21 protein-coding genes and 1 pseudogene are annotated in these 24,989 nt (G+C 68.0%); 9 read left to right on the top strand and 13 right to left on the bottom strand.

The genetic code is table 11. From position 1 onward, the window contains the following. Positions 1-556 precede the first annotated feature (556 nt). The 4 genes from ACFVWD_RS25880 to ACFVWD_RS25865 form a co-directional block, all read right to left on the bottom strand. Positions 557-1,678, bottom strand: a complete 1,122-nt coding sequence (locus ACFVWD_RS25880) for an alpha/beta fold hydrolase (RefSeq protein WP_389599362.1) — start codon at positions 1,676-1,678, stop codon at positions 557-559. A gap of 194 nt (positions 1,679-1,872) precedes the next feature. Further along, positions 1,873-2,346 carry a VOC family protein gene (locus ACFVWD_RS25875; RefSeq protein WP_389599360.1) on the bottom strand — a complete coding sequence of 158 codons (474 nt, stop codon included), beginning with the start codon at positions 2,344-2,346 and terminating at the stop codon, positions 1,873-1,875. 33 nt (positions 2,347-2,379) lie between these two features. Continuing rightward, a complete protein-coding gene (locus ACFVWD_RS25870) occupies positions 2,380-2,541 on the bottom strand; it encodes a hypothetical protein (RefSeq protein ID WP_389599358.1) in 162 nt (53 codons plus the stop codon). A gap of 79 nt (positions 2,542-2,620) precedes the next feature. Continuing rightward, positions 2,621-3,262, bottom strand: a complete 642-nt coding sequence (locus ACFVWD_RS25865; protein ID WP_389599357.1) for a hypothetical protein — start codon at positions 3,260-3,262, stop codon at positions 2,621-2,623. A gap of 757 nt (positions 3,263-4,019) precedes the next feature. Here ACFVWD_RS25865 and ACFVWD_RS25860 point away from each other — a divergent pair. Next, positions 4,020-5,009 (top strand): nitrilase-related carbon-nitrogen hydrolase, encoded by a 990-nt coding sequence (locus tag ACFVWD_RS25860; protein ID WP_389599355.1) that lies wholly within the window; start codon positions 4,020-4,022, stop codon positions 5,007-5,009. A gap of 495 nt (positions 5,010-5,504) precedes the next feature. Continuing rightward, positions 5,505-5,978: a carboxymuconolactone decarboxylase family protein gene (locus ACFVWD_RS25855; protein WP_389599353.1), complete on the top strand. Its 474-nt coding sequence runs from the start codon at positions 5,505-5,507 to the stop codon at positions 5,976-5,978. Positions 5,979-6,465: 487 nt separating this feature from the next. On the opposite strand, the gene ACFVWD_RS25850 is transcribed toward ACFVWD_RS25855, so the two are convergent. The 4 genes and pseudogenes from ACFVWD_RS25850 to ACFVWD_RS25835 form a co-directional block, all read right to left on the bottom strand. Continuing rightward, positions 6,466-7,506 (bottom strand): hypothetical protein, encoded by a 1,041-nt coding sequence (locus tag ACFVWD_RS25850; RefSeq protein WP_389599352.1) that lies wholly within the window; start codon positions 7,504-7,506, stop codon positions 6,466-6,468. Positions 7,507-7,920: 414 nt separating this feature from the next. Next, a pseudogene (locus tag ACFVWD_RS25845) lies at positions 7,921-8,313 on the bottom strand (hypothetical protein); the annotation flags it as partial. Between the two features lie 88 nt (positions 8,314-8,401). Further along, on the bottom strand, positions 8,402-8,914 hold the full coding sequence (locus ACFVWD_RS25840) for a helix-turn-helix domain-containing protein (RefSeq protein WP_389599350.1): 513 nt from the start codon (positions 8,912-8,914) through the stop codon (positions 8,402-8,404). A 71-nt stretch (positions 8,915-8,985) separates the two neighbouring features. After that, positions 8,986-9,672: a hypothetical protein gene (locus ACFVWD_RS25835; protein ID WP_389599348.1), complete on the bottom strand. Its 687-nt coding sequence runs from the start codon at positions 9,670-9,672 to the stop codon at positions 8,986-8,988. A gap of 576 nt (positions 9,673-10,248) precedes the next feature. On the opposite strand from ACFVWD_RS25835, the gene ACFVWD_RS25830 reads away from it, so the two are divergent. Together ACFVWD_RS25830 and ACFVWD_RS25825 are read left to right on the top strand one after the other, a co-directional pair. Continuing rightward, the gene (locus ACFVWD_RS25830) at positions 10,249-10,779 is read left to right on the top strand and encodes a hypothetical protein (RefSeq protein WP_389599346.1); all 531 of its coding nucleotides are present in this window, start codon (positions 10,249-10,251) and stop codon (positions 10,777-10,779) included. Between the two features lie 23 nt (positions 10,780-10,802). Then, the gene (locus ACFVWD_RS25825) at positions 10,803-12,293 is read left to right on the top strand and encodes a UvrD-helicase domain-containing protein (RefSeq protein WP_389599344.1); all 1,491 of its coding nucleotides are present in this window, start codon (positions 10,803-10,805) and stop codon (positions 12,291-12,293) included. 179 nt (positions 12,294-12,472) lie between these two features. Here the strand turns inward: ACFVWD_RS25825 and ACFVWD_RS25820 are convergent, their stop codons facing one another. The 5 genes from ACFVWD_RS25820 to ACFVWD_RS25800 form a co-directional block, all read right to left on the bottom strand. Next, a complete protein-coding gene (locus tag ACFVWD_RS25820) occupies positions 12,473-13,234 on the bottom strand; it encodes an ATP-binding cassette domain-containing protein (RefSeq protein WP_389599342.1) in 762 nt (253 codons plus the stop codon). Between the two features lie 17 nt (positions 13,235-13,251). Next, the gene (locus ACFVWD_RS25815) at positions 13,252-14,352 is read right to left on the bottom strand and encodes an ABC transporter permease (protein WP_389599340.1); all 1,101 of its coding nucleotides are present in this window, start codon (positions 14,350-14,352) and stop codon (positions 13,252-13,254) included. Continuing rightward, positions 14,349-15,347 (bottom strand): sugar ABC transporter substrate-binding protein, encoded by a 999-nt coding sequence (locus tag ACFVWD_RS25810; protein WP_389599338.1) that lies wholly within the window; start codon positions 15,345-15,347, stop codon positions 14,349-14,351. Before ACFVWD_RS25810 ends, ACFVWD_RS25815 begins: the two co-directional genes overlap by 4 nt. Positions 15,348-16,221: 874 nt before the next feature. Next, positions 16,222-16,866 carry an NAD(P)-dependent oxidoreductase gene (locus ACFVWD_RS25805; protein ID WP_389599336.1) on the bottom strand — a complete coding sequence of 215 codons (645 nt, stop codon included), beginning with the start codon at positions 16,864-16,866 and terminating at the stop codon, positions 16,222-16,224. Between the two features lie 54 nt (positions 16,867-16,920). Continuing rightward, positions 16,921-17,703 (bottom strand): MBL fold metallo-hydrolase, encoded by a 783-nt coding sequence (locus tag ACFVWD_RS25800; RefSeq protein ID WP_389599334.1) that lies wholly within the window; start codon positions 17,701-17,703, stop codon positions 16,921-16,923. Positions 17,704-17,815: 112 nt separating this feature from the next. Here ACFVWD_RS25800 and ACFVWD_RS25795 point away from each other — a divergent pair, with 112 nt between their 5' ends. The 5 genes from ACFVWD_RS25795 to ACFVWD_RS25775 all read left to right on the top strand — a co-directional run bounded on the left by ACFVWD_RS25795 (position 17,816) and on the right by ACFVWD_RS25775 (position 24,943). After that, positions 17,816-18,721, top strand: a complete 906-nt coding sequence (locus ACFVWD_RS25795; protein WP_389599332.1) for a helix-turn-helix domain-containing protein — start codon at positions 17,816-17,818, stop codon at positions 18,719-18,721. Positions 18,722-19,057: 336 nt separating this feature from the next. Further along, positions 19,058-20,332 carry a glycosyltransferase gene (locus ACFVWD_RS25790; protein ID WP_389599330.1) on the top strand — a complete coding sequence of 425 codons (1,275 nt, stop codon included), beginning with the start codon at positions 19,058-19,060 and terminating at the stop codon, positions 20,330-20,332. Between the two features lie 38 nt (positions 20,333-20,370). Next, positions 20,371-22,638, top strand: a complete 2,268-nt coding sequence (locus ACFVWD_RS25785; protein ID WP_389599328.1) for an ArnT family glycosyltransferase — start codon at positions 20,371-20,373, stop codon at positions 22,636-22,638. A 29-nt stretch (positions 22,639-22,667) separates the two neighbouring features. Then, a complete protein-coding gene (locus ACFVWD_RS25780) occupies positions 22,668-23,417 on the top strand; it encodes a response regulator transcription factor (RefSeq protein WP_389599327.1) in 750 nt (249 codons plus the stop codon). A gap of 83 nt (positions 23,418-23,500) precedes the next feature. Then, positions 23,501-24,943 carry a sensor histidine kinase gene (locus ACFVWD_RS25775; RefSeq protein ID WP_389599389.1) on the top strand — a complete coding sequence of 481 codons (1,443 nt, stop codon included), beginning with the start codon at positions 23,501-23,503 and terminating at the stop codon, positions 24,941-24,943. Positions 24,944-24,989: the final 46 nt, after the last annotated feature.

Below are 24,989 nucleotides of genomic sequence, written 5' to 3'. Positions count from 1 at the left end.
GATGGTGAAGGCTCCGCCGCTCCTGGAAGGAGGCGAAGCGTGGCGGTGCCAGATGGCGTCCCGCCACGTGGTGTAGGGGATCAAGACACCGGAATCCGCAGGCCAGGGGCGCCGACCATGCCCGATCGGATATCCAACTCGCCTTACCGGGACGCTTCGTGGGCTGCAGTCTCCGCAGAGATCGCCAAGGGTCTCGAACCGGAGCGTGTAGCGCTTGATCCCCTGCACCACGTCGCGGGACACGACCGCGTGCTGCCAGTCGTCCGAAGGAGCGCCTGCCGAACGCAGGCCGGCCGCACGACGGCGTGCGGCTCCCCGGGGGCTGACCACCCCGGGTACAACTACGCAAGAGCGTTCGCTCCGGTCCTGCCCGCCGGGACACCCGGCGGGCAGGACGACCTCGGTCGAGGGCCCCTGCGGTGGGACTAGCGCAGGAGCCGGGCAAACATACCGGGCTCTTTGGTGAGGAGCTCCGGCTGCTCGAAGGCGGCGACATTGCCGCCCGGTCGAGCGCGTGCCGTCACGTCCGGGGCATGCCCGGACGTCTGGCTGTCCGTTAGCGGGACGGGCCGGTGACGCGGCGGTACGGGGCCAGGAAGCGCGTCAGTTCCGACAGCAGGTCCCTGGGGGCCTGCTCAGCGACCCAGTGGCCGGCACCGGGGATGACCACACCTTGCACGTCGTTCGCGAGGGGAATCATCGCCTTCCCGACCAGGTCACCCCAGCTTTCCGATCCGCCGATCGCCAGGACGGGCATCGTCAGCTTGTTCTCGGCGCGCGTCGCGTTCTGCGCGGTGGTGGCGTCCCACGCGCGGTAGAGACCGAAGCTGCCGCGCAGGGTCTCGGGGTCGGAGAAGAGACGGAAGTAGTACTCGCGCGCGTAGTTGGGCAGCTTCTGTCCGCCCTGGATGTCGAACTCGTAGCCGAAGAAGATCTCCTCCCGGCCGCTGACCAGCTTCTCGGTCAGCTTGTGGTTGACCCGGTTGAAGGGGATGTGCCAGAGCCTGTTGTTGTGGTCCTCATCGATGAACAGGGGCGGCGAGGCCTTCAGCGTCGGGGGCCCGGGAACCTCCAGGAGGGCCACGCGGGCGACACGCTGTGGATGGTCCGCCGCCAGCGCGTAGCTGATGATCAGGCCGGTGTCATGGCCGGCCACGGCGAACCGCTGGTGACCGAGGGCGTCCATAAGGGCGACCAGGTCGTTGGCGAGGGTAGCGGTGTCGTACCGGCTCTTGGGCTTCTCGGTCAGACCGATGCCGCGCTGGTCGACGGCGATGACCGTGTAGTGCCGGGCGAGCTCCGGCATCACCATGCGCCAGGCGTACCAGTTCTGCGGCCATCCGTGTACCAGCAGCAGCGGCGGGCCGTCGCCTCCGATGACCGCGTGCTGGCGCAGTCCGCCGGCCTGGATGAACCGGCTGGTGAACGTCTTGGTGAACCCGGCCGGAAGCCCCGGAGCCGTGGAGACCGAACCCAAACCCCTCGGTCTGCGCACGGCGGGGGAGGCAGCGGCGACGGTGGTCAATCCGCCTACCAGCGAGATACCGGCTGCGGCAGCAGCAGAAGCAGCCGCGCCGCCGACGAAGCCGCGTCGGGACAGCCCGCGCCGGGCACGGTGTGACAGCGGCTTTGATCCGGGGCCTTCCTGCGTGGGCGGCTCCATGGGAGACATGGTCATGAAAGTTTTCCCTTCGAACGTTGCTCGAGCGTCAGGGCGAAGCCAGGACCTCGAGACTAAGGAGCATATGCTCGTGTTTGGGCCGGCTTCGGGATCCGACTGATGGTGCGCCGGGGCTGTGTTCAGGGGCTGATCGGGGCCGGCCGTCCTGCAGGCTGGTCGTCGCCCGTCATTCCCGGGTGGCTGATGAGATGTCAGCGGCCGGGGAACCGCTGCGTGATCTCCTGGAGCACCCAGCCGTTGCCGTCCGGGTCGCTGAAGGTGGCGAAGGAGCCGTAGGAAGCGCGGCCGGGGTGCAGGCCGGCAAGCCGCCCCTGTCCCTCGACCCGGTGGGTGACCTCTCCGGCCTCATGGCCGTGGTAGAGCAGTCCTGCGGCGTCGTGGAAGACTTCGCCCACCTCGATGCCGCGACCGACGAGTTCTGCGCGGGCCTCCTCGATGTCGGAGACGGCGAGGTACAGGCCCTGGGCCGAGCCGGGTGTGGCGGAGGTGATCCCCGTGCCGAACATGATCGAGCACTCGGAACCGGGCGGCGTGAAGTGCACCGCGCGCCAGTTCTCGCTGGCGGCCATGTCGATGTCCAGACGGAATCCCACCTGCTCGTAGAAGGCCTTGGCCCGATCGACATCGGAAACAGGCAGCACGGTGACTTCGAGCTTCATGTACATGTAGGGGTCTTTCTCTCTTGATGTCGGTGAATCTCACACCTGTGAGTCACCGGTCGATGGGGGCCGGGGGCGGCGGAGCAGTACGAGCTGCCCACCGGCTCGGGGATTGCGATCCGGAGGGCGGACGATCGCGTTCCAGGTGGCGCACGCCTGCTCGATGCCGCCGCTCTTGAGGTGCATCTCGGCGCCGGTCACCAGGTCGAGCGCGACGACCCGACCTGCACAGGTGTCAGATGGGCGGGCTGTGGCGGCGAGGGCGTACGACAGCCGACCGTCAGCGCTTCAGGTGGACGGTGAAGTGCCTCTCGGTGTCACCGGCAGGAACGGTGCGAACAAAGCCTCGGGCGTTGCGGTAGTCGCCTGATCCGCCGGTGATGCCGACGTCGACGTAGGACGGGGCGGGCAGGTGGAGCAGCGCCTGCGCGGCGAACTGTCCCTCAGGCAGAGAGAAGGTGCCCAGGCACTGGAGCGCGGCCGGATTGACGCGGGTGTAGGTACAGACGACGCTGTGATCGCCGACCTTCTCGCCGTCGCGGTAGAGGTCTTCGTGGATGACGCGCTGGTCACCCGGGCTGATTCCCGCCCGGCCCAGATCGAGGTCTTCGATCGAGGTCTGTTTGCCGACCAGCTCGAAAGTTTTCGCGCGCTGGTCAACGACGTGCGCACTGGTGGAAGTTGACATGTCGGCCGACGCCAGCGGGGCGATGGCGACGCCGCCGGCGACGACAGTGGCGATGCCGGCGGCTGCACTCAGGTAACGCAGCTTGTTGATCTTCAATGTAGTCGGCAACTTGCCGCTCCGTTCTGTGGTGTGTCGATTCGGTGGCGGCAGAACCTTGGCCCGGATGCGCGGGGCCGACGCCTGCTCCGATCGACTTGTGAACAACCTCTGTTGGGGTGGCATTTCGACACTCATACAACCTCCGTCACCCTCCAAGGGGGTGACGGATCATCCGGTGATGACTGCCCTGGATGCCGAGCCGTGCTCTTGCTGGTGCGGACCTTGTGCAGTGCCAGGTTGTTGCACGTGTCGACGAGGTCCGCCCGCGTCGGGGTCATGTCGTCATGACGGGGCTTACCGATACACACGATAGGAGCATATGCTCCTATTACCGAAATGACAAGGGCTGGGTCTTGGGCGACGCCTACCGTGACCCCCGGTCCATCGCCGGGGGTGCGGGCGCGCGATGGTCGAGTCGCCCCCCGGCCCATCGCGGTCGGACGGTGATCCACCCGCGACCCGGACGTCCTCATCGTTGCGGACGCCGGATGCGACGCGCACCCCTCCGCGTCTTCCCTGTTGCCCATTTGGAGGCGGTCGCGGTGATATCGGTATGTCGCCGGCGCCAGGCGTCGCAGATGCGACATGTTGCCAAAGGTGACGGCCATGTGAGGAGCGGGCGCGGGCACCCCTTCGGGACGCCGCCATGGGTGCCCGGGCGACTTGGCGTCGCCGAGTCGTGAAAGGGTTCGGGGGATCTGCTCCTTGCTATCCAGCCAATAGGAGCATATGCTCCTATTGGTCCAGTGGTCACGTAGCGGAGCTGGAGTTGTCCGCTCGGCCGGGCCCCATCCCTCCTGGACCGCCTCGACTGCCTCTTTATCGCGTGCCCGTCCGGGTGCGCGCAGCATCGCGAGGTCTTACTGACCGTACATTTGCAGGGAGTATCACCATGACTGTCGTAAAGGCCGCTGCAGTCCAGATCAGTCCCGTGCTCTACAGCCGCGCGGGCACCGTAGAGAAGGTCGTGAAGAAGATCCGCGACCTGGGCGAGCAGGGTGTCCAGATCGCGGTCTTCCCTGAGACCGTCGTTCCCTATTACCCCTACTTCTCCTTCGTGCAGCCGCCCTACGCCATGGCCAAGGAGCACCTGCGCCTGCTCGATCAGGCGGTGACCGTACCGTCCGCCGAGACCGACGCGATCGCCGAAGCCGCCCGGGAAGCCCACATGGTCGTCTCGATCGGCGTCAACGAGCGTGACGGCGGCACCATCTACAACACGCAGCTGCTGTTTGACGCGGACGGCACACTGATCCACCGCCGCCGCAAGATCACGCCGACCTATCACGAGCGGATGATCTGGGGCCAGGGCGACGGTTCGGGCCTGCGTGCGGTAGATAGCGCCGTCGGCCGCATCGGACAGCTCGCATGCTGGGAGCACTACCTGCCGCTAGCTCGCTATGCCCTGATCGCCGACGGCGAGGAGATCCACGCCGCAATGTACCCCGGCTCCTTCGGCGGCCAGCAGTTCGCCGACCAGATCGAGGTCAACATCCGCCAGCATGCGCTGGAATCGGCCTGCTTCGTGGTCAACGCCACCGCCTGGCTCGATGCCGACCAGCAGGCGCAGATCGCCAAGGATACCGGCGGCCCCGTTGGTGCGATCTCCGGTGGCTTCTTCACCGCCATTATCGATCCCGAGGGCCGCATCATCGGCGAGCCGCTCACATCCGGCGAAGGCGAAGTGATCGCCGACCTGGACTTCGCGCAGATCGACCTGCGCAAGCGCCTGATGGATGCGCGCGGCCACTACAGCCGCCCGGAACTGCTCAGCCTGCAGATCGAACGCACGCCGGCGCCCCACGTCCGTGAGCGCAGCACTCGCCTGCCGGTCCAAACTGGCCGGGCGGCTGAAGAAGGCCGCCCCGTCGAAGCCCAGTGAGCTGTTTGCGGAGCCTGGAGGCCCTGCAGGGGGCTCGAACCGGACAGTAGGGGTTTATATTCGTAAATTCGGCGCGCGGTCTCATGCCGCCCATGTGCCTAATGCGTCGCGGTGTCGCGAATCCGCTTCTTGTTTTCCCGCCTCGCCTGGGAAGTGCCCCGGTGAACGGCTGAGCGACAAGTGTCGGATCAAATCCGAAGGGATATGGCCCCGGTCGACGACGCCGATGCCATCCTCAAGCTCGCCGAGTACCAGGACTGCTGGTCTTATGGAGGAGTTCCACTTTGACCGGATTCCGCAGGCCAGACGAAAGCTGCCCCACGAACCGGATGGGACCGGGCACCTGATCGGCGCCAGGCGGGAATAAAAGCGCGGTGAGAAGCTTAAGCCGCAATTCCCATTACTTATCACCGCCGCTCGTAACAATGGCACAGATTAGGCGAGGCTGAGGATGACCCTGCGGGGTGCGTCCTGCCATGCGAAGAGGAGGAACCCATGACTGAGTCACAGACTGAGAAGCAGCGCGTTAACATCGGAAAGCAGCACCCGGCCAATTACAAGGCTCTTATCGCCCTGTCCTCGACAGTGGAAGACACCACCACCGCGGCAGGTCTTGACCCGCTTCTGGTCGAGCTTTTGAAGATCCGCACGTCCCAGATCAACGGCTGCGCGTTCTGTCTCAAAATGCACACCCGCGACGCGCTCAAGAAGGGCGAGAACCCGGACCGGATCGCAGTGCTGCCCGCGTGGGAAGAAGCCGATTACTTCTCCGAGACCGACCGCGCGGCCCTACGTCTTACAGAGGCCATCGCGCACGTGTCCGAGGGGCACGTGAGCGACGACGACTACAAAGCGGCAGCAGTCGTGCTCTCCGCAGATCAGGTCTCGGCGGTCGCCTGGCTGTCAGCGTTGATGAACGCCTTCAACCGCGTCGCGATCACAAGTCGATACCCGGTCACCGGCAACTGAAGGTCACGTCCGCTGGAGTGGTGTAGTCGAGGCATGGAGGCAGGGCCTGTCACCGTGCCACCTTGGCGTACTCCGCCAGGATGGGCTGTTCCGGTGCGATCACCGTGTCGGGGATCTCCTTGAGGGAGAAGAAGCGCCAACTGGGGCCCCTGTCTACCAAGTCCGCCTCCCGCTGTCCACGGCCACCATCTCCACCGTCAACCGCCTGATCCGCGCCCACCTCAAGAAGATCGGGTCGCGGTGGCGGAAGCTGTCGGCCGGCCGGATCGCGGTCATCGTCCTGGCCGTCCTCCGTCACGACCAGCGGCTTTGCGATATGGCCGGCGGCAACAGCATTTCCGCCAGCACCCTGCGCCGCTGGGTCAACGAGCGGGCTTCGAGTCTGTTGAAGCCCCGCATGGCCACGGTCGCCGTCTCAGAACGACAGCGGCTGGCCGGGGAGGACGCCCTCAGCCCCTGCCAGCGAAATGCCCCGGGCAGCGGCCTGCTACCCGGACCCCGGGCGACCGGCCTCGGCATACCGCGCAGACTCCTGGCAGAAGTCGAGAAAACCACGAGCCCACGCACCGATGCCCTCCACATACCGGCCGACCGCCGCCTGCTCATCCGGCGCCAGGCCCATGGTCAAGGCGGCGGCCTGCAGATCGCCCGTCGCGACAGGCAGTTCGGCGATACGCCAGGACAGCCACCGGTGCACCTCGTCCACAGCCTCCTGCAGCGCCAGACAGTGATGATGCTGCAATACCACCACCAGGTTGCTCGTTTCGCCGCTGAGCAGCTCCTTACGCACAGAGAACAGATCGTTGGTCCAGCAGATGACATCCGCGGCGGTATCCCGCAGCCGGCGACAGGCCGGCGAGGACCACACCGGCTCGGCCAGCTCCGCGTCCTGCGCGTACTCGATGAGATCAAAGCACCAGCCCACCGCTCCGGACACCCGCCGCCAGCAGACATAAGCCTGCGGCGCCGGCACGCTGCGGTCCACACGGCGCTGGATCATGTCCCGGTTGGTGCCTATCCATTCCGCCAGATGCCGACGGAAGCGAGCGCGCCACGCGGGGCCCATGCAGCCGGCCACCCGCGGCACCACCTCCGCCAGGACGCGTACGGTCGCCGGCGCCGGTTCGGGCACGGCGCGCTTCCCGCCGGTGACGGCGCAGACCATGGCCTCCAGCTCCGCGTCGACCGTTCCGGATGCGGCCCGGTGGGCGTCGCTGCGGTCGTCGACGACGAACATCCACAGGACCAGGCGGGACAGCTCGGCCAGCCGCTCCGGTGGTGCCCATGGCCAAACTCGTCCGGCGAAGGCGGTATGGCACTCCCTGCGGGCCTGCTCGGCCGCCTCCGCGGACAGCAGCCCCGACTCCTGCGCCCAGGCGGTGACGTGAGGCTCCACCTGCGGCAGGCCCGGATTGAGCAGCGAGGGCCCGGAGATCTGCACGGCAGGGGCAGCAAACCCTTGCACGGCATCGGCGCGGACGGCCCGCGCTCCGGTCCCGTTACTTGCGCTGGCAGGCGTTTCTCCCACGGGAACCCCCTCCCGGCCCGATGACCACCCGGGCAAGGACCATGTCTGGTCGGCCATCCCCGCCGACCGCCTCTTACCCACCCAGCCGCGACCGGACGCCCGGAATCTCCCCGGAGAGTCGAGGCATTGGCCGCGAAGGCCTGCGCATGACGACCCGGACAGTCCCGGTACGGGCGGCGCGTGGAGGAGCTGCCCGGGTCGTGGGGCGGCGGCGGGGACGTAGGAGAGTGCTTCGCTGCGATCGCAACCGGGCACGGCGACGGTCGTGTTGAGGTCAGTGAGCCCGTTTCACCCTGAAGTTGCTGGTTGCGGGGGTGGTGTGATGGCTCTTCCTCGTACTCATGCTGGCCGTGGCCGGCTGTCCGGGCTGTAGATCATCTGTCAGCGGGTCCTACGTTGTTGGTGGGTTGGATGGCCGCCATGGACCAGGACGCGGTCGCCCTCGGTCACGCCCTCGAGGTCGACGAGGCCCTGCCACGCCGTCAGCCCGACGACCGGCAGCGCCGACGCCTCGACGTGCGAGAGCGACGCCGGCTTGCGTGCCAGGTGCAACGCCGGCGCCGACACGTCCTCGGCGTACGCGCTCGCCGCCCGCGGGAACAGCGGCATCCCGAACACCTCGTCGCCGGGCCTGAACCGCCACGTCCCCGCGGCACGATGCCGGTGGTCGGCTCGCAACGGCCGTGGATCTCGGCCCGGGGGACGTCGTAAGCGGCCAAGTAGGCCAGGGCGCCGCCGCGTCCGTACTCGTGGTTGACGCGCATCGCCCGGGTCTGTCCGGGGGCCAGAGTCGGGTGGCAGCGGCAGCGGGCCTGGATCGAGGTCTTCTCGTCGCTGGACAGGACGTACTCGTCGTCGCCGAGTGGGATGCTTTCGAAGGTGCGGGCGTACAGGTCTAGGACCCGCTGGGCCTGGCGCGGAAGTCCGGGTCGCGGATGAAGATCCAGGACCGGTACTGCCAGGGCTTGAGCGCGTCCTCGCGTAACCAGCGACGCACCGTGGACGCGGAGATGCTGTCGGTGATCCCGCGCGCGTTCAGCTCGGCGGCCAGTTCCGGACACGACCAGCGCGACAGCGGTATGCCGGTCTCGGCCGGCAGTTGGCAGGCCAGGGCCTTGGCCTCGGCGACCTGCACGGGGGTGAAACGGGCCGGGCGCCCTGAGCGTTTGCGGTCGGCCAGGGCCGGCAGTCCACCGTCGGCGAACCGACCGCGCCAGGTGCGCACGGTGTCCACGTGCAGCCGGGTCTCGGCAGCTATCCGGGCGTTGCCCCGGCCGCGCGCCGCGAGCAGGACAACTGTGGCGCGCTGCCGAGCCCGGTGCTCAGTCTTGTGGCCGTAGGCCATCTTCTTCAGGCGGTGGCGCTCGGCGGCGGTCAGGGTAAGGCACACGGCGCGGCCCAGGGGCATGGGAGGCAACGGCCAATCTCGGGAGAATCATTCGGGTGATCGACACCCTCTCCAATCTCCCCAGCTGTGTCTCACGCTGATCTGACGAGCCAGCCGGCCAGGACTCCAAGAGCGGCGACTGCCCCGGGGGTCAGGATCCCGAGAAGAGCATCTGCGCATGCGCGGGCTGCCCGGTATGCAGTCGAGGGCTCGTTGAGGCCAAGTCCGACGGCCGCATGCCGAGAGATCTTGACGGTTCCCAGTGAGCCTGAGATCCCCGAACTGTGAACCACCGCCTGCCCCATGGGACCCATGAGTACCTCCTTGTCCACAAGGAGGACGATGCCCCGGCAGTCCTTGATCCAGAACTCGTCCAACCAGCCGGTCTTGCTGGGGACACGAACTCGACGTATCTGCGTCAGCTTGCTCAGATCGACCGTGCGGTCGCCCGTGACAGTCCGAGCAGTCACAAGCTGCCAACCAGGGCCGTGCCGTACCGGGCGAAACGTCGTGTACAGGAGCGGAAATCCCAGCGCCAAAGCCAACCCCGCGAACATGGCGGGCACCCACGCACCGGACCGCATTACCCCGAATCGCTCCAAGAGCGCAGGTACAACGATGGCGCCACCCACGGCCCCACCGAGAACTGCAGCACCCACGTGTAAGCGACGACGGGATGTCTCGGCCGGAACCGCCGCCCGTGACGCCTTCTCGACAACGATGCCCGCGCCAGCGGCGCGGGCCGCGGAGCGGAACTTCTTCTCCTGCTTCTTCGACACCAGCGGAGCGTACCTGCAGCATTCTGAGGCGGTCCCCGCGCTGACGGGACTCCGTCGGAGCCTGGCCGTGCACACGCGTCGCCTGGTGGACGCCGGAAGCTTCACCCCGGCGGCGCCGGCGGATCCTGCGGGCCGGCCGCCGGAGGACCCTTGCCGGCCCGCCAGACCCGTCGTTCAGATCCTGTTCGTCCGCTACCTCGCCGCACGCCCTCTGGATGAGATCCAGTGCGTGGCCCAGACGCGACGACGTGACAGATGCACCCTCAGGATGCTTGACACGCACGGCCCGGCGGGCGTCTGGCGACTGGCTCCCGCAACAGCCACCCAGGGGCAACTGGCGCTTCCTGCCGGGGTAATGGCCTTGTACGACCTGAACTCCCTGCCGTACGCCGAACAGCTCCGCTGGCGGACACAGCGCTGTCCCCAGCACGCGTCCACCCCCACAGCCGCGGACCTGGCACTGACAGACTGGGAACCCTTCGACCCGCTCGTCCACCACCCGTACGTGCACCGGCGTCTCCCGACCCACAGCCGCCGGCCTCATCCTGGCGGCGGGGCTCGGAACGGAGCCCGGCGATGAAGAGACAGCACGCCGTAGAGATCACTCTCACCAGGCCGGTCACCCGAGTGGAGCTGCACAGAGCCAGTCGAAGAGTGCCGCTCGCGACGAACGCGGACCGCACCCGCCTGATGGCTGTGCGCCAGGCCAAGTCACCGGGACGCGCCCTGCGGTCCCTTCGTCAGGACCTCCATCGCCTCCTGCCCATCGACGTCTTGACGACCCACTACCCCGACGCATCAGGCCATGTCCTGCTCAATGTCGCGTTCACCCGCGCCATGCGCTCCGCGATCGACCAGACCGCGACAGCTCGGGGGCAGAAGCCCGCAGAATTCCTCGCCCGGGCCGTCGTCAAAGCAGTTGGGCGGGACGAGCGGGCTCGCACCCGGCACCTGACCGCGCAGCTCCAGGACCTCCTTGTCCATCACACCCCTGAAGCCGTCCTCGCCTGTGCGGCACGCGTCCTGCCCGACCACCAGCGTCCGCCGTTGAGATCCTCGCGCGACGCGGACGGTCGGCGGCGAAGTGCCGCACATACGACCCCTTGATCCTTCTGTACGCGGAGCTCTAGTTGAATACGCCTACCGACGAACAAGCCCACGCTGTCGACACCTTCCGGGACGGCCACCACATCGTGCTGCAAGCCGGTGCCGGGACGGGTAAGACCAGCACACTGGTCCTGTTGGCCGCGAACACACGACGCCGAGGTCGCTATCTCGCCTTCAACAGGGACATTGCCGATGATGCTGCTACCCGGTTCCCGCGCTCCGTGCAGTGCAGGACCGCTCACGCCACGGCCTTCGCGGCCGTCGGCCACCGGTTCGCCCGTCGGCTCAGCAGTCCGCGCCAGCCAGCCTGGCGGATCGGGCGAGCCCTGGGCGTCGGGTCTCCTGTCCGCATCGGTGATCACGAGATCAGCCACCGGACTCTGTCCCACACCGTGCTGCGTACGGTCACCTGCTTCTGCCAGTCCGCCGACAAGACCCCGGGGCCCCATCACGTTCCGGCGCTGCGCAGGTTGGGCACACCGAACGAGCGCGCCCAACTCGCCGAAGCCGTCATGCCGTTCGTCGGAAGGGCGTGGAAGGATCTACAGAATCCCGACGACGGTGTAGTCCGCTTCGAGCACGACCACTATTTGAAGATGTGGGCCCTGACGGAGCCGAAGATCGAGGCCGACTTCCTCCTCCTCGACGAGGCCCAGGACACCAACCCCGTCCTGGAGCAGGTCTTCGCCGCCCAACGCGATCACGCTCAGCTGGTCATGGTCGGCGACTCCGCCCAAGCCATCTACGGGTGGCGCGGAGCCCGGGACGTGATGACAGGCTTCGACGCCACCCACCTCACCTTGACCCACTCCTTCCGCTTCGGCCCGCTCCTTGCCGAACAGGCCAACAGGTGGCTCGCGCTCGCCGATGCTCCGATTCGGCTGACCGGTTCCGACAGCATTCCGACACAGGTTGGCCTGCTCACTTGCCCGGACGCGGTGCTGTGCCGCACCAACATCGGCGCAATGACTGAGGTCGTGAGGCTGCTGGAGGCGGGCCGTCGGGTGGCGCTCACCAGGGGCGGACAGACGCTCGCCGCACTCGCGCTGGCCGCCCGGGACCTCAAAGACGGCCGACGCACATCCCACCCCGAACTGGTTCTCTTCGCCTCATGGGGTGAGTTGCAGGAGTACGCGGAATACGATCCCGCCGGCCGAGATCTCCAGCCGTTCGTGGAACTTGTCGACACGCACGGGCCCGAGGCCATTATCGCCGCTGTCGACGCGCTGACCGACGAAGACAAAGCCGAGGTCGCGGTCTCCACCGCGCACAAGGCAAAAGGCCGGGAGTGGCTCGAGGTCAGAATCGCCGACGACTTTCCCCCGCCGCCGGACAGCGACCAACTGGACGACAGCGGCCACCCGATTCCGGAACCTGTAAGCGAAACGGACGCCCGTCTCGCTTACGTCGCCGTCACTCGCGCCCGGAACCAACTGGACCTCGGTGGGCTCGCATGGATCGAGAACCAACCAGTCCCTGCTGATGGCGCCCGGCAAACCGACGTAAGTGACTGACCGGTAATTTAGCTTCGGACCCCACTCAGTTGGAGTTGCCACGAGCAAGCAGGAGTCCAGCTGCGTACAGAACCTGGCGTACAGCCCGCGTCGTCTGGCCCATGAGGTCACTGACGCACCTTCACTACCTGCCGACGGCGGACAGGTCCCGTCTGCCCGCCGTCGGGTTCGGGCACCTGTCAGGGGACGAACATCGAGGCGCGGGATCCAGTGATCCAGCCGACGACGTGGTCACGGTCCGCTTCGGCTGTTCGGACATCTGCGACCTTGCGTCCTCTGTTGAGGATGACCATGCGGTGAGTGACCTCATAGCAAAGGGGCAGGTCGTGTGAGACGACCACGACCGCTGTTCCCTGCTCGGAAAGTTTCCGGATCAGGTCCTCGACCTGACGCGTCTGTTCGTATCCGAGCGCTGCCGTGGGCTCGTCGAGCAGGAGAATTCCGTGTGACTCTCCGGCGACCCGGATGGCGCTTCTCGCGAAGGCGATGGCTTGGCGTTGACCGCCTGACAGAAGCTCCACCGGGCGAATCATCGGCGCGGTGCGGACACCGAGTCTGTCGAGCTGCTCCTCCGCATGACGGCGTTGCGCTTTGTGGTTGACGAACCCGAACCAGCCGAGCGGTCCCTGGTAGAGGATCTCCCGACCGAGATTCAGGTTGGTCGCTATGTCCTGGGGCTCTACCAGGGACAGGTCCTGGTAGACCATCTGGATCCCGGCGGCTGCGGCATCCTTCGGTGCGTGGAAGGCGCGCGTCTCCCCGTTGACGAGGATCGTGCCGTGTGTCGGACGGTGTGCACCCGACATCACCTTGAGCAACGTGGACTTGCCCGCACCGTTGTCTCCCAGCAGGCCCACGACCTCTCCGGGGCCGACGCGGAAATCGATACCGTCAAGCGCCCGCACGAATCCGTAGTGGTGCTCGATACCGGACAGTTCCATCGCAGGGACGGTCATTCCTACACCTCCTTCTGATGGACCGAGAGATTGGCGGACATCAATCGCTTGGCGACGCTGGTGTGGATGGCTCGCTCCACGAAGAGCGAGCCGATCAGGAGGACACCGGTGGACACGGTCGCCCAGTATGGCTCCACGCCACGGATGGTGAGCCCGTTCGAGATGGTCGCCAGGATCAGGGCGCCCACGAGGACCCGGGGGAAACTGCCGCGGCCTCCGGAGAGCACGATGCCGGTGAGCGACACGGCGGTCAGTGAATTGAAGATGATCGACGCGTCGGCGGTCGGACTGGCCTGTGTCACCGTCGCGGTGCTGACGAGACCTCCAAGAGCCGCCAGTGCCCCCGAGATGACGAAGCCGAGGAGCCGGTACGCGCCGCTGTTGATTCCTGCGCGGCGTACGGCTTCGGCGTTCGCTCCCACGGCCATGACACGGAGCCCGTCGCGGGTACGTGTCAGGAACAGGAATCCGATGACGTAGACCGCGGCGACGATGAAGACGGGACCGGGAATGCCTGCGAAACCCCCGTACGCGAAGTAGTGGTGGGTCCCCATGAAGTTCAGCTGCGTCAGACCGGGGAACGACTGGCCGTGGGAGATGACGGCCGCCAGGCCGGAGAGCGCTGAAAAGGCACCGATGGTCACGATGATGGAGCTGAAACCGCGCAGCACGATCAGGCCGTTGACCAAGCCGACGACCAGTCCGCAGGCCAGCCCCGCGACCAAGGACAGCCAGGTGGGCGCGCCATGGGTGAGGAGCCAGCCGCACACACAGCTGGCGACGGCGGCCGTTCCGGGCAGGGAGAGATCCAGGGACCCGGTCATGACGCCGATGGCGACACCGGCGGCGAAGATCGCTGTGATCGCTGCGGCGTTGGCCACCAGGACGGCGTTCGTCATGGTGAAGAAGTACGGCGATCCCAGGAAGGCGAAGACCACGATGAGGATGCCCCACATCACGAAGACACCCTGATCCCGCAGGAAGACCAGCGCGGAGACGGATCGCGGCAGACTGTGGGACGCGAGAGCGGCTGCTCCCTGGTCCTCGCCTTCGTCCCCTGCGGCGGACGGCACAGTCTGTCGGCCGGTGGGCGCCGTCGTCACTGGCCGGCCTTTGTGATCTTCTGCGGCACCGTGAGCTGTTCGCCGTTCGCGGCCGGGTCCTTCACCAACTTGAACAGTGCGTCCATGGCCTGCTTGAGATCCCCCTGGTAGTCCAGGGCGACGAGGGCGTAGATCTTCCCGGCCTTCACCTTCGCCAGGGTTTCCGGAGACCCTCCGGCGGTGACCAGGCAGGGAAGCTTCTTGCCCGCTGAGGCGAACGCACCGATCGCACCCTGAGCAGCTTCGTCGACGGCACCGATGACCGCCTCGGCATCAGGGTGCCCCTGGAGGGAGTTGCCTATGTCGGTCTGAGCCTTCACGGTGTCCGGGGCCGCCTGGATTTTGGCGACGATCTTGGCGCCAGGGGCAGTGGCGGTCAGGGCGGCCTTCGTGGCCGCCTCGGTCTCGGCCGCGCCGGAAATGCCCGGGACGTTGACCGTGTGGATGACCTCGGTCTTCCCTCCGAGCTTCTCGTTGATGCAGTTCCCGAGCTGCGTGCCGAGTGCCTTGCCGATGGCCGCGGTGTCGGTGCGGTCGAAGGTGATGCCCGGCGTCATCCCGGACAACCCGTAGTCCGAGGGCGTCCCGGTGACGACCATCGGCACGCCCTTCTTCTGCGCCGACTCGACGAGTGGCCCCGCGGTCTTCGGGTCGAGCATCAGCGCGTAGACCCCCGCGGCCTGGCCGGTCTGCACCGCGGTCTGCAATTGGCTGAGCTGTGTCTGCGCGCTGCCGTTGGCTTCCTGGACGATGACCGTGTAGCCCTTTTTCTGAGCCTCGGCCTTCACTCCCTTGGCCAGCTCCTGCAAGGCCGGTGAGCTGGCGTAGCCGGGCGAGAATATGATCGTTTTGCTCCCGGAGTCACTGTCACCGGACTTCTTCGCGTCAGTGCTGCCGGCGGGGTCCGTGGTGCCGCCGCAAGCGGCGAGTGCGGTGAGTGCGCCTACGGAGACCGCGGCGGTCACTGCACGACGAAGGGGGCGGGCGTACTGCATCTGTGCTCCTACTTCCGAGGACGGCTGCTTCGCCGCCCGGGGCTTGTACCTGTGGTGCTCACGAGCGAGGCACCCGAGCCAGATGGGCTTGCCACGGCAGCCGACGGATTCGAGGCCGCGTGAAGATGGCTTGTCGAAATGTCTACAGAGCGGGCTGCGTGACGTGCATCACCAGGTAGTGGGCGCAACCGTAGGTCCAGGCACATAGGCACTGCGAGCGTTATGCGCGTGGCTGTCGTCAATAACAGATATTGATGACATCAATGGCGATATCGATCCTCGGTGAGGGGCTTTCTGCGCCTTCCGCTCACGCCTCAATTCGTCGAGATTCGGGAGGCCGACCGAGTTCTGTTCACGAAACAGAACTTTTTCCTTGGCGGCGACTGGAGTTCACGCTCACGCGTACCGAGCCAACTGATCGCCTTCGGAAAGCGCGAGCAGCCTTCTCCGTCAGACAGGACAGGGGTTTTCCGCGCTGGGCGCCGCACAATACCGGGGTGCGTCGAAGGGCTGCCGGCGGCTTACCTGTAACGGGGCGCGGCCATCGGCTCTTGGGCTGCCATGGACGGGTTTCGTGTGGTGCCATGCGTTGCGACCGGGCGCTGCGTGCGGCATCGACCACCGCTCGCCGGAAGGCCGCCGTCGAGCCGTATCGATCGTTGTCGAAGGTGTGGCTGCCCTCGAGGTGCCGTGTGAATTCGGTCAGGAGTAGGGCCGGGAGCGCCCGGCGAGCGCTCACGCTGTCTGCGTCGCTCGCCGGGCTACGACCTCGGTGCCCATCGCTGCGGCTACGGACGCCAGTTGTGTGGACGTTCCCGTTCCGGCGGCCGGGACGTCATCTGTTGCCCGACAGGGGAGTCGCCATGCGGTGGCTTCAGTAGCCGACTGTGAAACGGCGGTTGAGGTGCCGCGGGTTCTCGATCTCGTCCACAAGGGCCACGGCATAGTCCTCGTAGGTGACGCGGGCTTGGCCGTCCTCACCGGTGACCGGATGGTCAAGGCCGCTGCGGTAGGTGCCGGTGCGCTCGCCGGGGGCGAAGTGCACGGGCGGCGGGGAGATGTACGTCCAGGTGACGTCGTCGCCGAGGGCGAGGTAGGCGTCGAGGGCCTGGATCTGGCCGACGGCGTAGGGCTTGAACTCCGCGGGGAAGCCGGGGGCATCGAAGAAGCGCACACCCTCGTCGTCGAGGAGGCTCGCGCCGCCGCCCATGTGCACGATGCGCGGGCCGGTAGGACCCAGGGCACGCACGGCCGCGGCGACGGTGGCAACGGCGTGGGTGTACAGACGGGCGTCCGGGCCGCCGACGGTCAGCACCAGCACGTCGGCATCCTTGGCCAGGTCCCCGACCGTCCCGGCGTCGGTGACATCGCCGGACACCGGCCGCACCCCACTGGGCACGGAGCCGAGCCGGGTGAGGTCCCGGGCCACCGCGGTGACGTCGTGCCCCCGTGCGGCAGCCTCGGCGACGACACGGGAACCGGCCTTTCCGGCGGCTCCGAACACCACGATCCTGCTCATCGTCCTCGTTCCCTTTCCTTGTCCTGTATGGCGGTTCAGGTCTCGCACAGCAGTTCAGGCGCCTTGTGTGCCAAAGAGGTACTGGTTGCCGATGTCGATCAGGAACGGGCCGCCGTAGGACGGGTAGCGCTCCAGGATCGCCTTCTTGTACGCCTCACCGTCGTCGCCGAGCAGTTCGCGCGCGGCGGCCAGGTAGCCGCGCAGCTCGGTGTAGACGGCTGGTGTTGCGGGCAGGCCGTGCCCGGCCAGGATCGTGTCGTACGAGGTGTCGGCGGCCAGCGTGTCGAGGGCCTTCTGCCAGCCGTCGATGTCGTTGTTGCCCAGGAAAAGATGGGTGGCGTGGTAGACGAGGTCCTGGGCGACCAGGACGCCCTGCTCGGGCAACCCGATGACAAGCTCGTCGGCCGCCTCGCCGCCCGCCACGGCCTCGAAGACGAACGGTACGCCGTCGATGACCTCGGTACCCGGGCTGATCTCCACCGCAGGCGTGACGTCGGCGACCGGGATGAGCGTGCCGGTCGGGTCTTGCGCGTCGCCCTGGGCGGCGATCTGGTCGCGCACGGCGGGCAGCGCGTGCACGGGTGCCCCGAAGCGGGCCGCGCCGTGGAAGTGGTCGGGGTGGGCGTGCGTGATGATCAGCCGGTCGATCGGCTTGCCCAGCCCCTTGGCGTAGGCGACGACCTCGTCGGCGTACCCCAGTGCGTACTGGGCATCCACGGCCACGATGCGGGCCGGGGTCTCGATCAGCTGGGTGGTGACATTCAGACTGTCGGCCGGTGCCATGTAGCTGTGCACGCGGACGGCGCCCTTGTCGATGACCGTGACGGTGCCGTTCATGTCGCTCTTCTCCCTGCTGGGGCGGTATCCGATCGTTGCTATAGCTCCACTGTCATCCCGGCACCCGCAGGGGGCGAGATACGCTGAAGACTCCTTATGGTCAAAGACGGACATGAGCGAGGTCTCGATGTCGGCCTCCGAAGTCGCGCCCACCCGTGACGCGCCGATCCCCGGCTTCTCCTTCAACCCGCCCGCCGCCCCGGTCGAAGGGTTCGAGCTGACCGACCTGGCGAGTCTGCACGAGCGGATGGGCGACGGCGGCCTCCAGCGCGTCCACCGCGTCGGCTTCCACACCGTCACCCTGATCACCGAGGGCAGCGGGGAACACGCCGTCGACTTCGTCACCTATCCCTGCCGCCCGGGCACACTGCTGTGGATCCGCCCCGGCCAGGTCCAGCGCTTCGACCGTCCCGGCACCATGCAGGGCACCCACCTGCTGTTCACCTCGGCCTTCCCGCCTCGCCTGGCCAGCAGCGACCGCCTCGTGCGCGAGTGGTACGGCCCCGTCGTCCGGCAACTGGGCACAGGCCACGACTACGCCGCCCTGTCCGCTCTGCTGAGCAGGCTGCGCGCAGAGTTCACGCGCCCGGACGGCACCGTGTCGCGGGAGATCATCCAACTCCTGCTCGCCACCGTGCTGTTGCATATCGACCGGCTGCAGCAGCCCGGGACGAACGGCGACCCGCACGCGGGCGGAGAGGTCTACGTCCGCTTCCGCGCCGAACTGGAACGCTCCTACGTCAGCACCCGCCGTGCCGAGGACTACGCCCACCGGCTCGGCTACACCGTCAAGACCCTCACCCGCGCCTGCCTCGCCGCCACCGGGCAGACCGTCAAACAGGTCATCGACGCCCGCGTCGCTCTCCAGGCCCAGCGACTGCTCGCCCACACCGACGAGCCGGTCGTGGTTATCGCTCGCCGCCTGGGCTTCTCCGAACCCACCAACTTCGGCAAGTTCTTCACCCGCCACACAGGGACGACGCCTGGCGCCTTCCGTCGCCACCACGCCGCGCAGTGACCCGCGGCCCCAGGAGCCGACGGACCCGACCATTTGCTCAGACGACCCATGGGCCCGTGTGCGGTGACATCGCCGGCCTCACGGGAGTCGGGACGATCGCACAGCGCTCTCTCGGTTGGCTCTCGGGCCACTGACCTCGTCCTCCCAGTTTCTGTCGCAAGGATCAGTGACGCATCGCGCCGCCTGGCGGCGAAGGGACTCACAGCGGACTCCCCGTCAGTTCCCAGCTTTCTCTCCGGGTTTCCCCTGCCGTACAGGTCAGAGTCGACCAATGCGCCGCCAGGACGCGGGTGCGCACGGGAGCCGTCCCACCGACCCCCACTACTCGAGGAACCCATGACGCAAACGTTCAGTGGCTTGCGTACGGCTCACAGTTTCCAGTCGCCGGCACCGGCCGACGCCGCGGACTCGGCGGCACCACGCACGTCGACGGTCGAGATCGTCATCCCGGTCTACAACGAGGAACGGGCCCTGCCCGGCTGCATCCGGACCCTGCACGCGCGGCTGCGCGACGAGCTGCCGTACCCCTGGCGGATCACCGTGGCGGACAACGCCAGTGTCGACGGCACCCTCGCCGTGGCCCGGGCACTCTCCGAGGAGTTGCCCGGTGTCGGGGTCGTCCACCTCGAACGCAAAGGCCGTGGCCTCGCGCTGCGTACCGTCTGGGGGACGAGCGACGCCGACATCGTCGTCTACATGGACGTCGACCTGTCCACCGGCCTGGACGGGCTGCTGCCACTCATCGCCCCACTGGCCAGCGGCCACTCCGACCTCGCCATCGGCAGCCGCCTCGCCTCGGGCGCACGCACCGTGCGCGGTCCGCGCCGCGAGCTGATCTCCCGCTGCTATAACGCCCTGATCCGGCTCACCCACGGTGCCCGCTTCAGCGACGCCCAGTGCGGATTTAAGGCCGCCCGCACCGAGGCGCTGCGCCCGCTGCTGTCGAAGACCGAGGACGACGCCTGGTTCTTCGACACCGAACTGCTGCTGCTCGCCGAGCACAACGGACTGCGTATCCACGAGGTTCCGGTGGACTGGGTGGAGGACGTCGACACCCGGGTGGACGTCGTCGGCACCGCGACCGACGACCTCAAGGGCCTGTGGCGGATGGCCCGGCTCAAGGCGTCCGGTGCCGCCCGTGTCCCGGTCCCGGCCCGCCCGCAACCGGCCGCCGAGCACCCCGACGCGGTCCTGGCCCCGGATGCGGCCCGTTCCCAACTCGCCTGGCAGATCACCTGCTTCGTCGTCATCGGCATCGCCTCGACCGTCGGCCAGGCCCTGCTGTACTGGCTGCTGCGCGGCTGGTGGCAGCCGGCCCTCGCCAACTTCGTCTCCCTGCTGGTGCTCACGCTCCTCAACACCGAGGCGAACCGCCGACTCACCTTCCGCTACTCCGCGGACGGTATCGGTGCCGGTCGCGCCCATCTGGGCGCGGGTGCGCTGTTCGTCGTCGGCTACCTGATCACCTCGGCGGCCGTCCTGGTCTTCCGCGACGCCGTGCCGGACGCGTCGGCCGCCGCCGAGACCCTCATACTGGCCGTCTCCTCGGTCCTGGTGACCGGCATCCGCTTCCTGGTGCTGCGGCTGGCCGTGTTCCGCCGCGCGTCCTGACCCCTCCCGAGATCCGAGACCTGAGAGCGAATCTCCCCGTGACTCACACCACCGAGGCGCCGTCGGGCACCGTCACGCGCCTTCCCGTCATCAGCCGCGCCTTGCCGCGCTGGGCGGCTGCCCCCGTCGCGCTGGGCCTGATCCTGTTGCTGTCCGCGCTGCTGTACGGCTGGGCGCTCGGCTCCCTCGGCTGGGGCAACACCTACTATTCGGCCGCCGTGAAGTCGATGGGCCAGAGCTGGACGAACTTCCTGTTCGGCTCCTTCGACCCGGCCGGAGTCATCACGGTCGACAAGCCCCCGGCCGCGCTCTGGCCACAGGTGATCAGCAGCAAGATCTTCGGCTTGCACGGCTGGGCACTGATCCTGCCCCAGCTGCTGGAGGGGGTCGCCACCGTCCTCGCACTGCACCGCACTGTCCGCCGCTGGGCGGGGGAGGGCGCGGCGCTCCTCGCCGCCCTGGTGATGACTCTGACCCCGATCACCGTGGCGATCAACCGGGACAACAACCCCGACACGCTGCTGGTGCTCTTCCTGGTCAGCGCGGCGTATGCGCTGACACGCGCCTTGCAGTCCGAGTCGGGCCGGCACGGCATGTGGTGGCTCTGCGCGAGTGGATTCCTGATCGGCTGCGGCTTCCTCACGAAGATGATGGCGGCCTGGATGGTGCTGCCGGCCCTCGCCGTGGCCTGGCTGGTCGGTGCCACCGGAACCTGGCTCGCACGGGTCGGGCGTCTGCTGATCGCCGGTGCCGTGTGCGCCGTCTCCTCGTTGTGGTGGGTCGCCATGGTCGCCTGGTGGCCGGGTGAGCGGCCGTACATCGGCGGCAGCACCGACGGCGGCGCCTGGGACCTGGTGACCGGTTACAACGGGCTCGGCAGGATCTTCGGTGAGAGCGCGGGCAGCGGCGGCATGGGTAACATCGGCGGCGCCTTCGGCGGTGAGGCGGGGCTGCTGCGGCTGTTCAACGACCAGGTGGCCGGGCAGATCAGCTGGCTGCTGCCGGTGAGCGCGGTGGCGCTGATCGTCGCCGTGGTCGGGGTGGTGCTGCGCCGGCGCGGGAGCAGTTCAGCGGGCGCGGCGCTGGAGGGCTCCGGGTGGGTGTTGTGGGGGACCTGGCTGCTGGTGTGCGGGCTGGTGTTCTCCACCCAGGAGGGCACGTTCCACCCGTACTACACGACCCAACTCGCCCCGGCCATCGCCGCGTTGACGGCCGGCTTGGTCATCGCGCTGACGCGGGCGCACCGTGCCGGGGCACGATGGGCGCTGCCGGTGGGTGCCGGGACCGTGCTACTGACCGTGGCATGGGCTGTGACTGTGATCCGCCGGGTTCCGGACCGGCACGGATGGCTGGCCTGGGTGGTGCTCGCGCTGGGGCTGAGCGCTGCGGGGTTGCTGGCCGCCGCGATGCTGAAGCCGCGGTTGGCGTCGGCCGCTCTCGGCGGCGCGGTGCTGGCGGTCCTGCTCGCCCCGGGCGCGTGGGCCGTGAGCGTGCCGGGCGGATCCGGATCGGCGATGGGCGGAACGAACCCGACGGCAGGACCGATGACAATGTCCTTCGGCTCCGGGCGTATGCCGGGAGGCAACGGCGGCGGCGACCTGCCTGAGGGGTTCGAGATGCCGGGAGGTAGTGGGGGCGGTGATCTGCCTGAAGGCTTCGAGATGCCGGGGGGCAGTGGCGGCGGTGATCTGCCTGAGGGCTTCGAGATGCCGGGAGGTAGTGACGGCGGTGACCTGCCCGAAGGCTTCGGTGGCAGCGGTGGCTCAGGTTCGGGCCAAGGCGGAGCGATGCCCTCGTTCCCGGGAACCGGCGGTGGCTCGGGCGGCTTCAGCGGCCGTCCTGGCGGATTCGGTGGAGCGGACCGCGGCAGCACCCTCAGCTCCGACCAGCGCAAGATCCTCGACTACGCCGCCGAACACTCCAAGGGCGCTCGTATCACCCTCGCCGTCGACGGTGGAGCCACCGGGGCGGCTGCCTACATCCTGAACAGCGATGCCACAGTGATCGGCATGGGCGGCTTCCTGGGCAGCGACGACGCACCGTCCGTGCAGCAGCTGGAGAAGTGGACCAAGAGCGGAGACCTTCGCTACGTGCTTGGTTCGTCGGACGGCGGCATGCGTGCCCGGATGGGCGGCGAGAACAGCGCGGCCACCGAGCGGTCCAACTGGATCAGCCAGAACTGCACCGAGGTACCCGCCAAGGAGTACGGCGGGAGCACCGACGGGAGCGGCTCCGGCGCGGGCGGCATGATGGGCGGTATGAGTACGACCCTGTACGACTGCGCCGCCACGACCCGGAACAAGTAATCGCTCGACAGAACGGATCACACAGCACGATGCCCGACCCCGCCGCCGCGCCTGCTCCGAGCCGCCTCCTCGTCGTCGAGGACGATCCCAGCATCCGCATGCTGCTGGAGTCGGCGCTGCGACTGTCCGGCTACGAGGTCTTCGGTGCCGCCACCGGTCAGGAAGCACTGCGAGATGTGGAGGACCGCCGCCCGGACCTCGTCCTCCTCGACATCATGCTGCCCGACCTGGACGGCCTCGAAGTCACCCGCAGGCTGCGGGCGGCCGGGATCCGCACACCGGTGCTGTTCCTCACGGCCCGCGGTGAGCTCGCCGACCGCATCGCGGGCCTGAGCGCCGGTGGCGACGACTACGTGACCAAGCCCTTCAGCATCGAAGAGGTGTTGCTGCGCATCCGCGCCATCCTGCGCCGGACCTCCCCGGAGCACCTGTTCGGCCCGGACGGGACCGACAGCGGAATCCTCCGCTTCGCCGACCTGGAGTTGGACGAGAACGCGCATGAAGTGCACCGGGCCGGCAACTACATCCCGCTGTCCCCGACCGAGTTCAACCTGCTCACCTACTTTCTCGAGAATCCCAACCGGGTGCTGAGCAAGGCCAAGATCCTCGACCGGGTGTGGGGGTACGACTTCGCGGGCGACGGCCGCATCGTGGAGACGTACATCAAATACCTGCGCCGCAAGATCGACCGTTTCGCTCCGCCCCTGCTGCACACCGTGCGCGGCGTCGGATACTGTCTGCGGTTCCCTCAGGGCCACAGCGAAGGAACCGATCGGTGACCCGTCGTCGGTGGGTGCTGCGCCCCCGCTCGCTGCGCGGCCGGCTCGTGTGGGGCGTGACCCTGCTGGCCGCGGCCGCAGTGATGACCGCCCAGGCCATCGGGGTCGCGGGCATGCACTCCTGGCTGCTGAACCGGGTCGACGCCCAATTGAAGGAGTTCGCCCTTCCGGAGCGGGCCACCGCAGACGACGGCGAGCCGCCCGTCAGACCGGTACCGGGCTCCGTCACCCTGCCCTCGGACTTCCGGGTCACCTTCTACGACACCGCGGGCAAGGAGCAAGGCACCATCGGCGGCGGAAGCAAACCGGGCCCGCAGCTGCCGCGATCCACCGGCGAGTTGCATCTGACGCAGGGACAGGAGAGCACCGTCCCCGCCCGGTCCGGCGACGGCCAGTGGCGGGTGCTGTGGCGGGAAGTCCCGGCGAAGGGCACCTCGTACGTGGTCGCCCTGCCACTCGACACCGTCGAGGGGGCCTTGTCGAAGCAGCTCGCCCTCAACGCCGTCGTCCTGGGCGTGGCCGTGATCGGCCTGATCGCCATCGGGCGCACAGTGGTCCGCCTCGGACTCCTGCCGCTGACCCGCATGGAGCACACGGCCCAGCACATCACTGCCGGGGACATCAGCCTGCGGCTGCCCGACACCGACCCGCGCACCGAGACCGGCCGCCTGGGCACCGTACTCAACGACATGCTCGACCGCCTTCAACAAGCCCTACGACAGCGGGAGTTCTCGGAGGCCCGGTTGCGTCGCTTCGTGGCTGACGCCGGCCATGAACTGCGTACGCCCCTCACCACGGTCCAGGGCTTTGCCCAGCTCGCTCTGCGTCATCCAGACCGTCCGGCCGAACAGCGTCGCGAGGCGGATGAGCAGATCGTCCGCAACGCCGAGCGCATGAACCTTCTGGTCGACGACCTTCTGCTGCTCGCCAGGCTCGACCAGCAACCCGCCTACCGCACCGACCTCGTCGACCTGCTGTCGCTCGCGGCGGACGCGGTGAGCGCGGCGGCCGTGCGCGCGAACGGCGAGCACCGCGTGACGCTTAGCCCTCTCGACGCGAAGACCGACGACGCCGAACTGGAGGTCGTGGAGACGGTGGGTGATCCCGATCGCCTGCTCCAGGTCGTGAACAACCTCTTGTCCAACGCCCTTGTCCACACGCCGCCGGGCACGCCTGTCGATGTACGCGTCGGCACCGCCCGGGCAGGAGCGGCCACTGGCGGCACTGACCGTCCGGGCCGCACCAGCGCCTGCCCGCCCATGGCGGAGTCCACCCCGATCTGCGTCATCGAGGTAGCTGACCGAGGACCCGGGCTTCCGGCGCAAGAAGCCGAGCGGGTCTTCGAGCGCTTCTACCGAGTAGACCCCTCCCGTTCCCGCGACCGCGGCGGCAGTGGCCTCGGCCTCGCCATCGCCTCGGCGATCGCCCAGGGCCACAGCGGTCGCGTGGAACTCGACACGGCCCCGGGTGAGGGCTGCACCTTTCGGCTGGCCCTCCCCTTGGCCGACAACGTCCGAAGCCTCTGAGGAAACTGGTCGCGCACGGGGGAACCCGGGCGGCTCCGGGCCACAG

This window comes from Streptomyces sp. NPDC058086, from assembly GCF_042885015.1.
GTDB lineage: Bacteria > Actinomycetota > Actinomycetes > Streptomycetales > Streptomycetaceae > Streptomyces.
The sequence above is the reverse complement of the archived record's forward strand: the minus strand, read 5'-3'. Positions and strand labels throughout refer to the sequence as shown.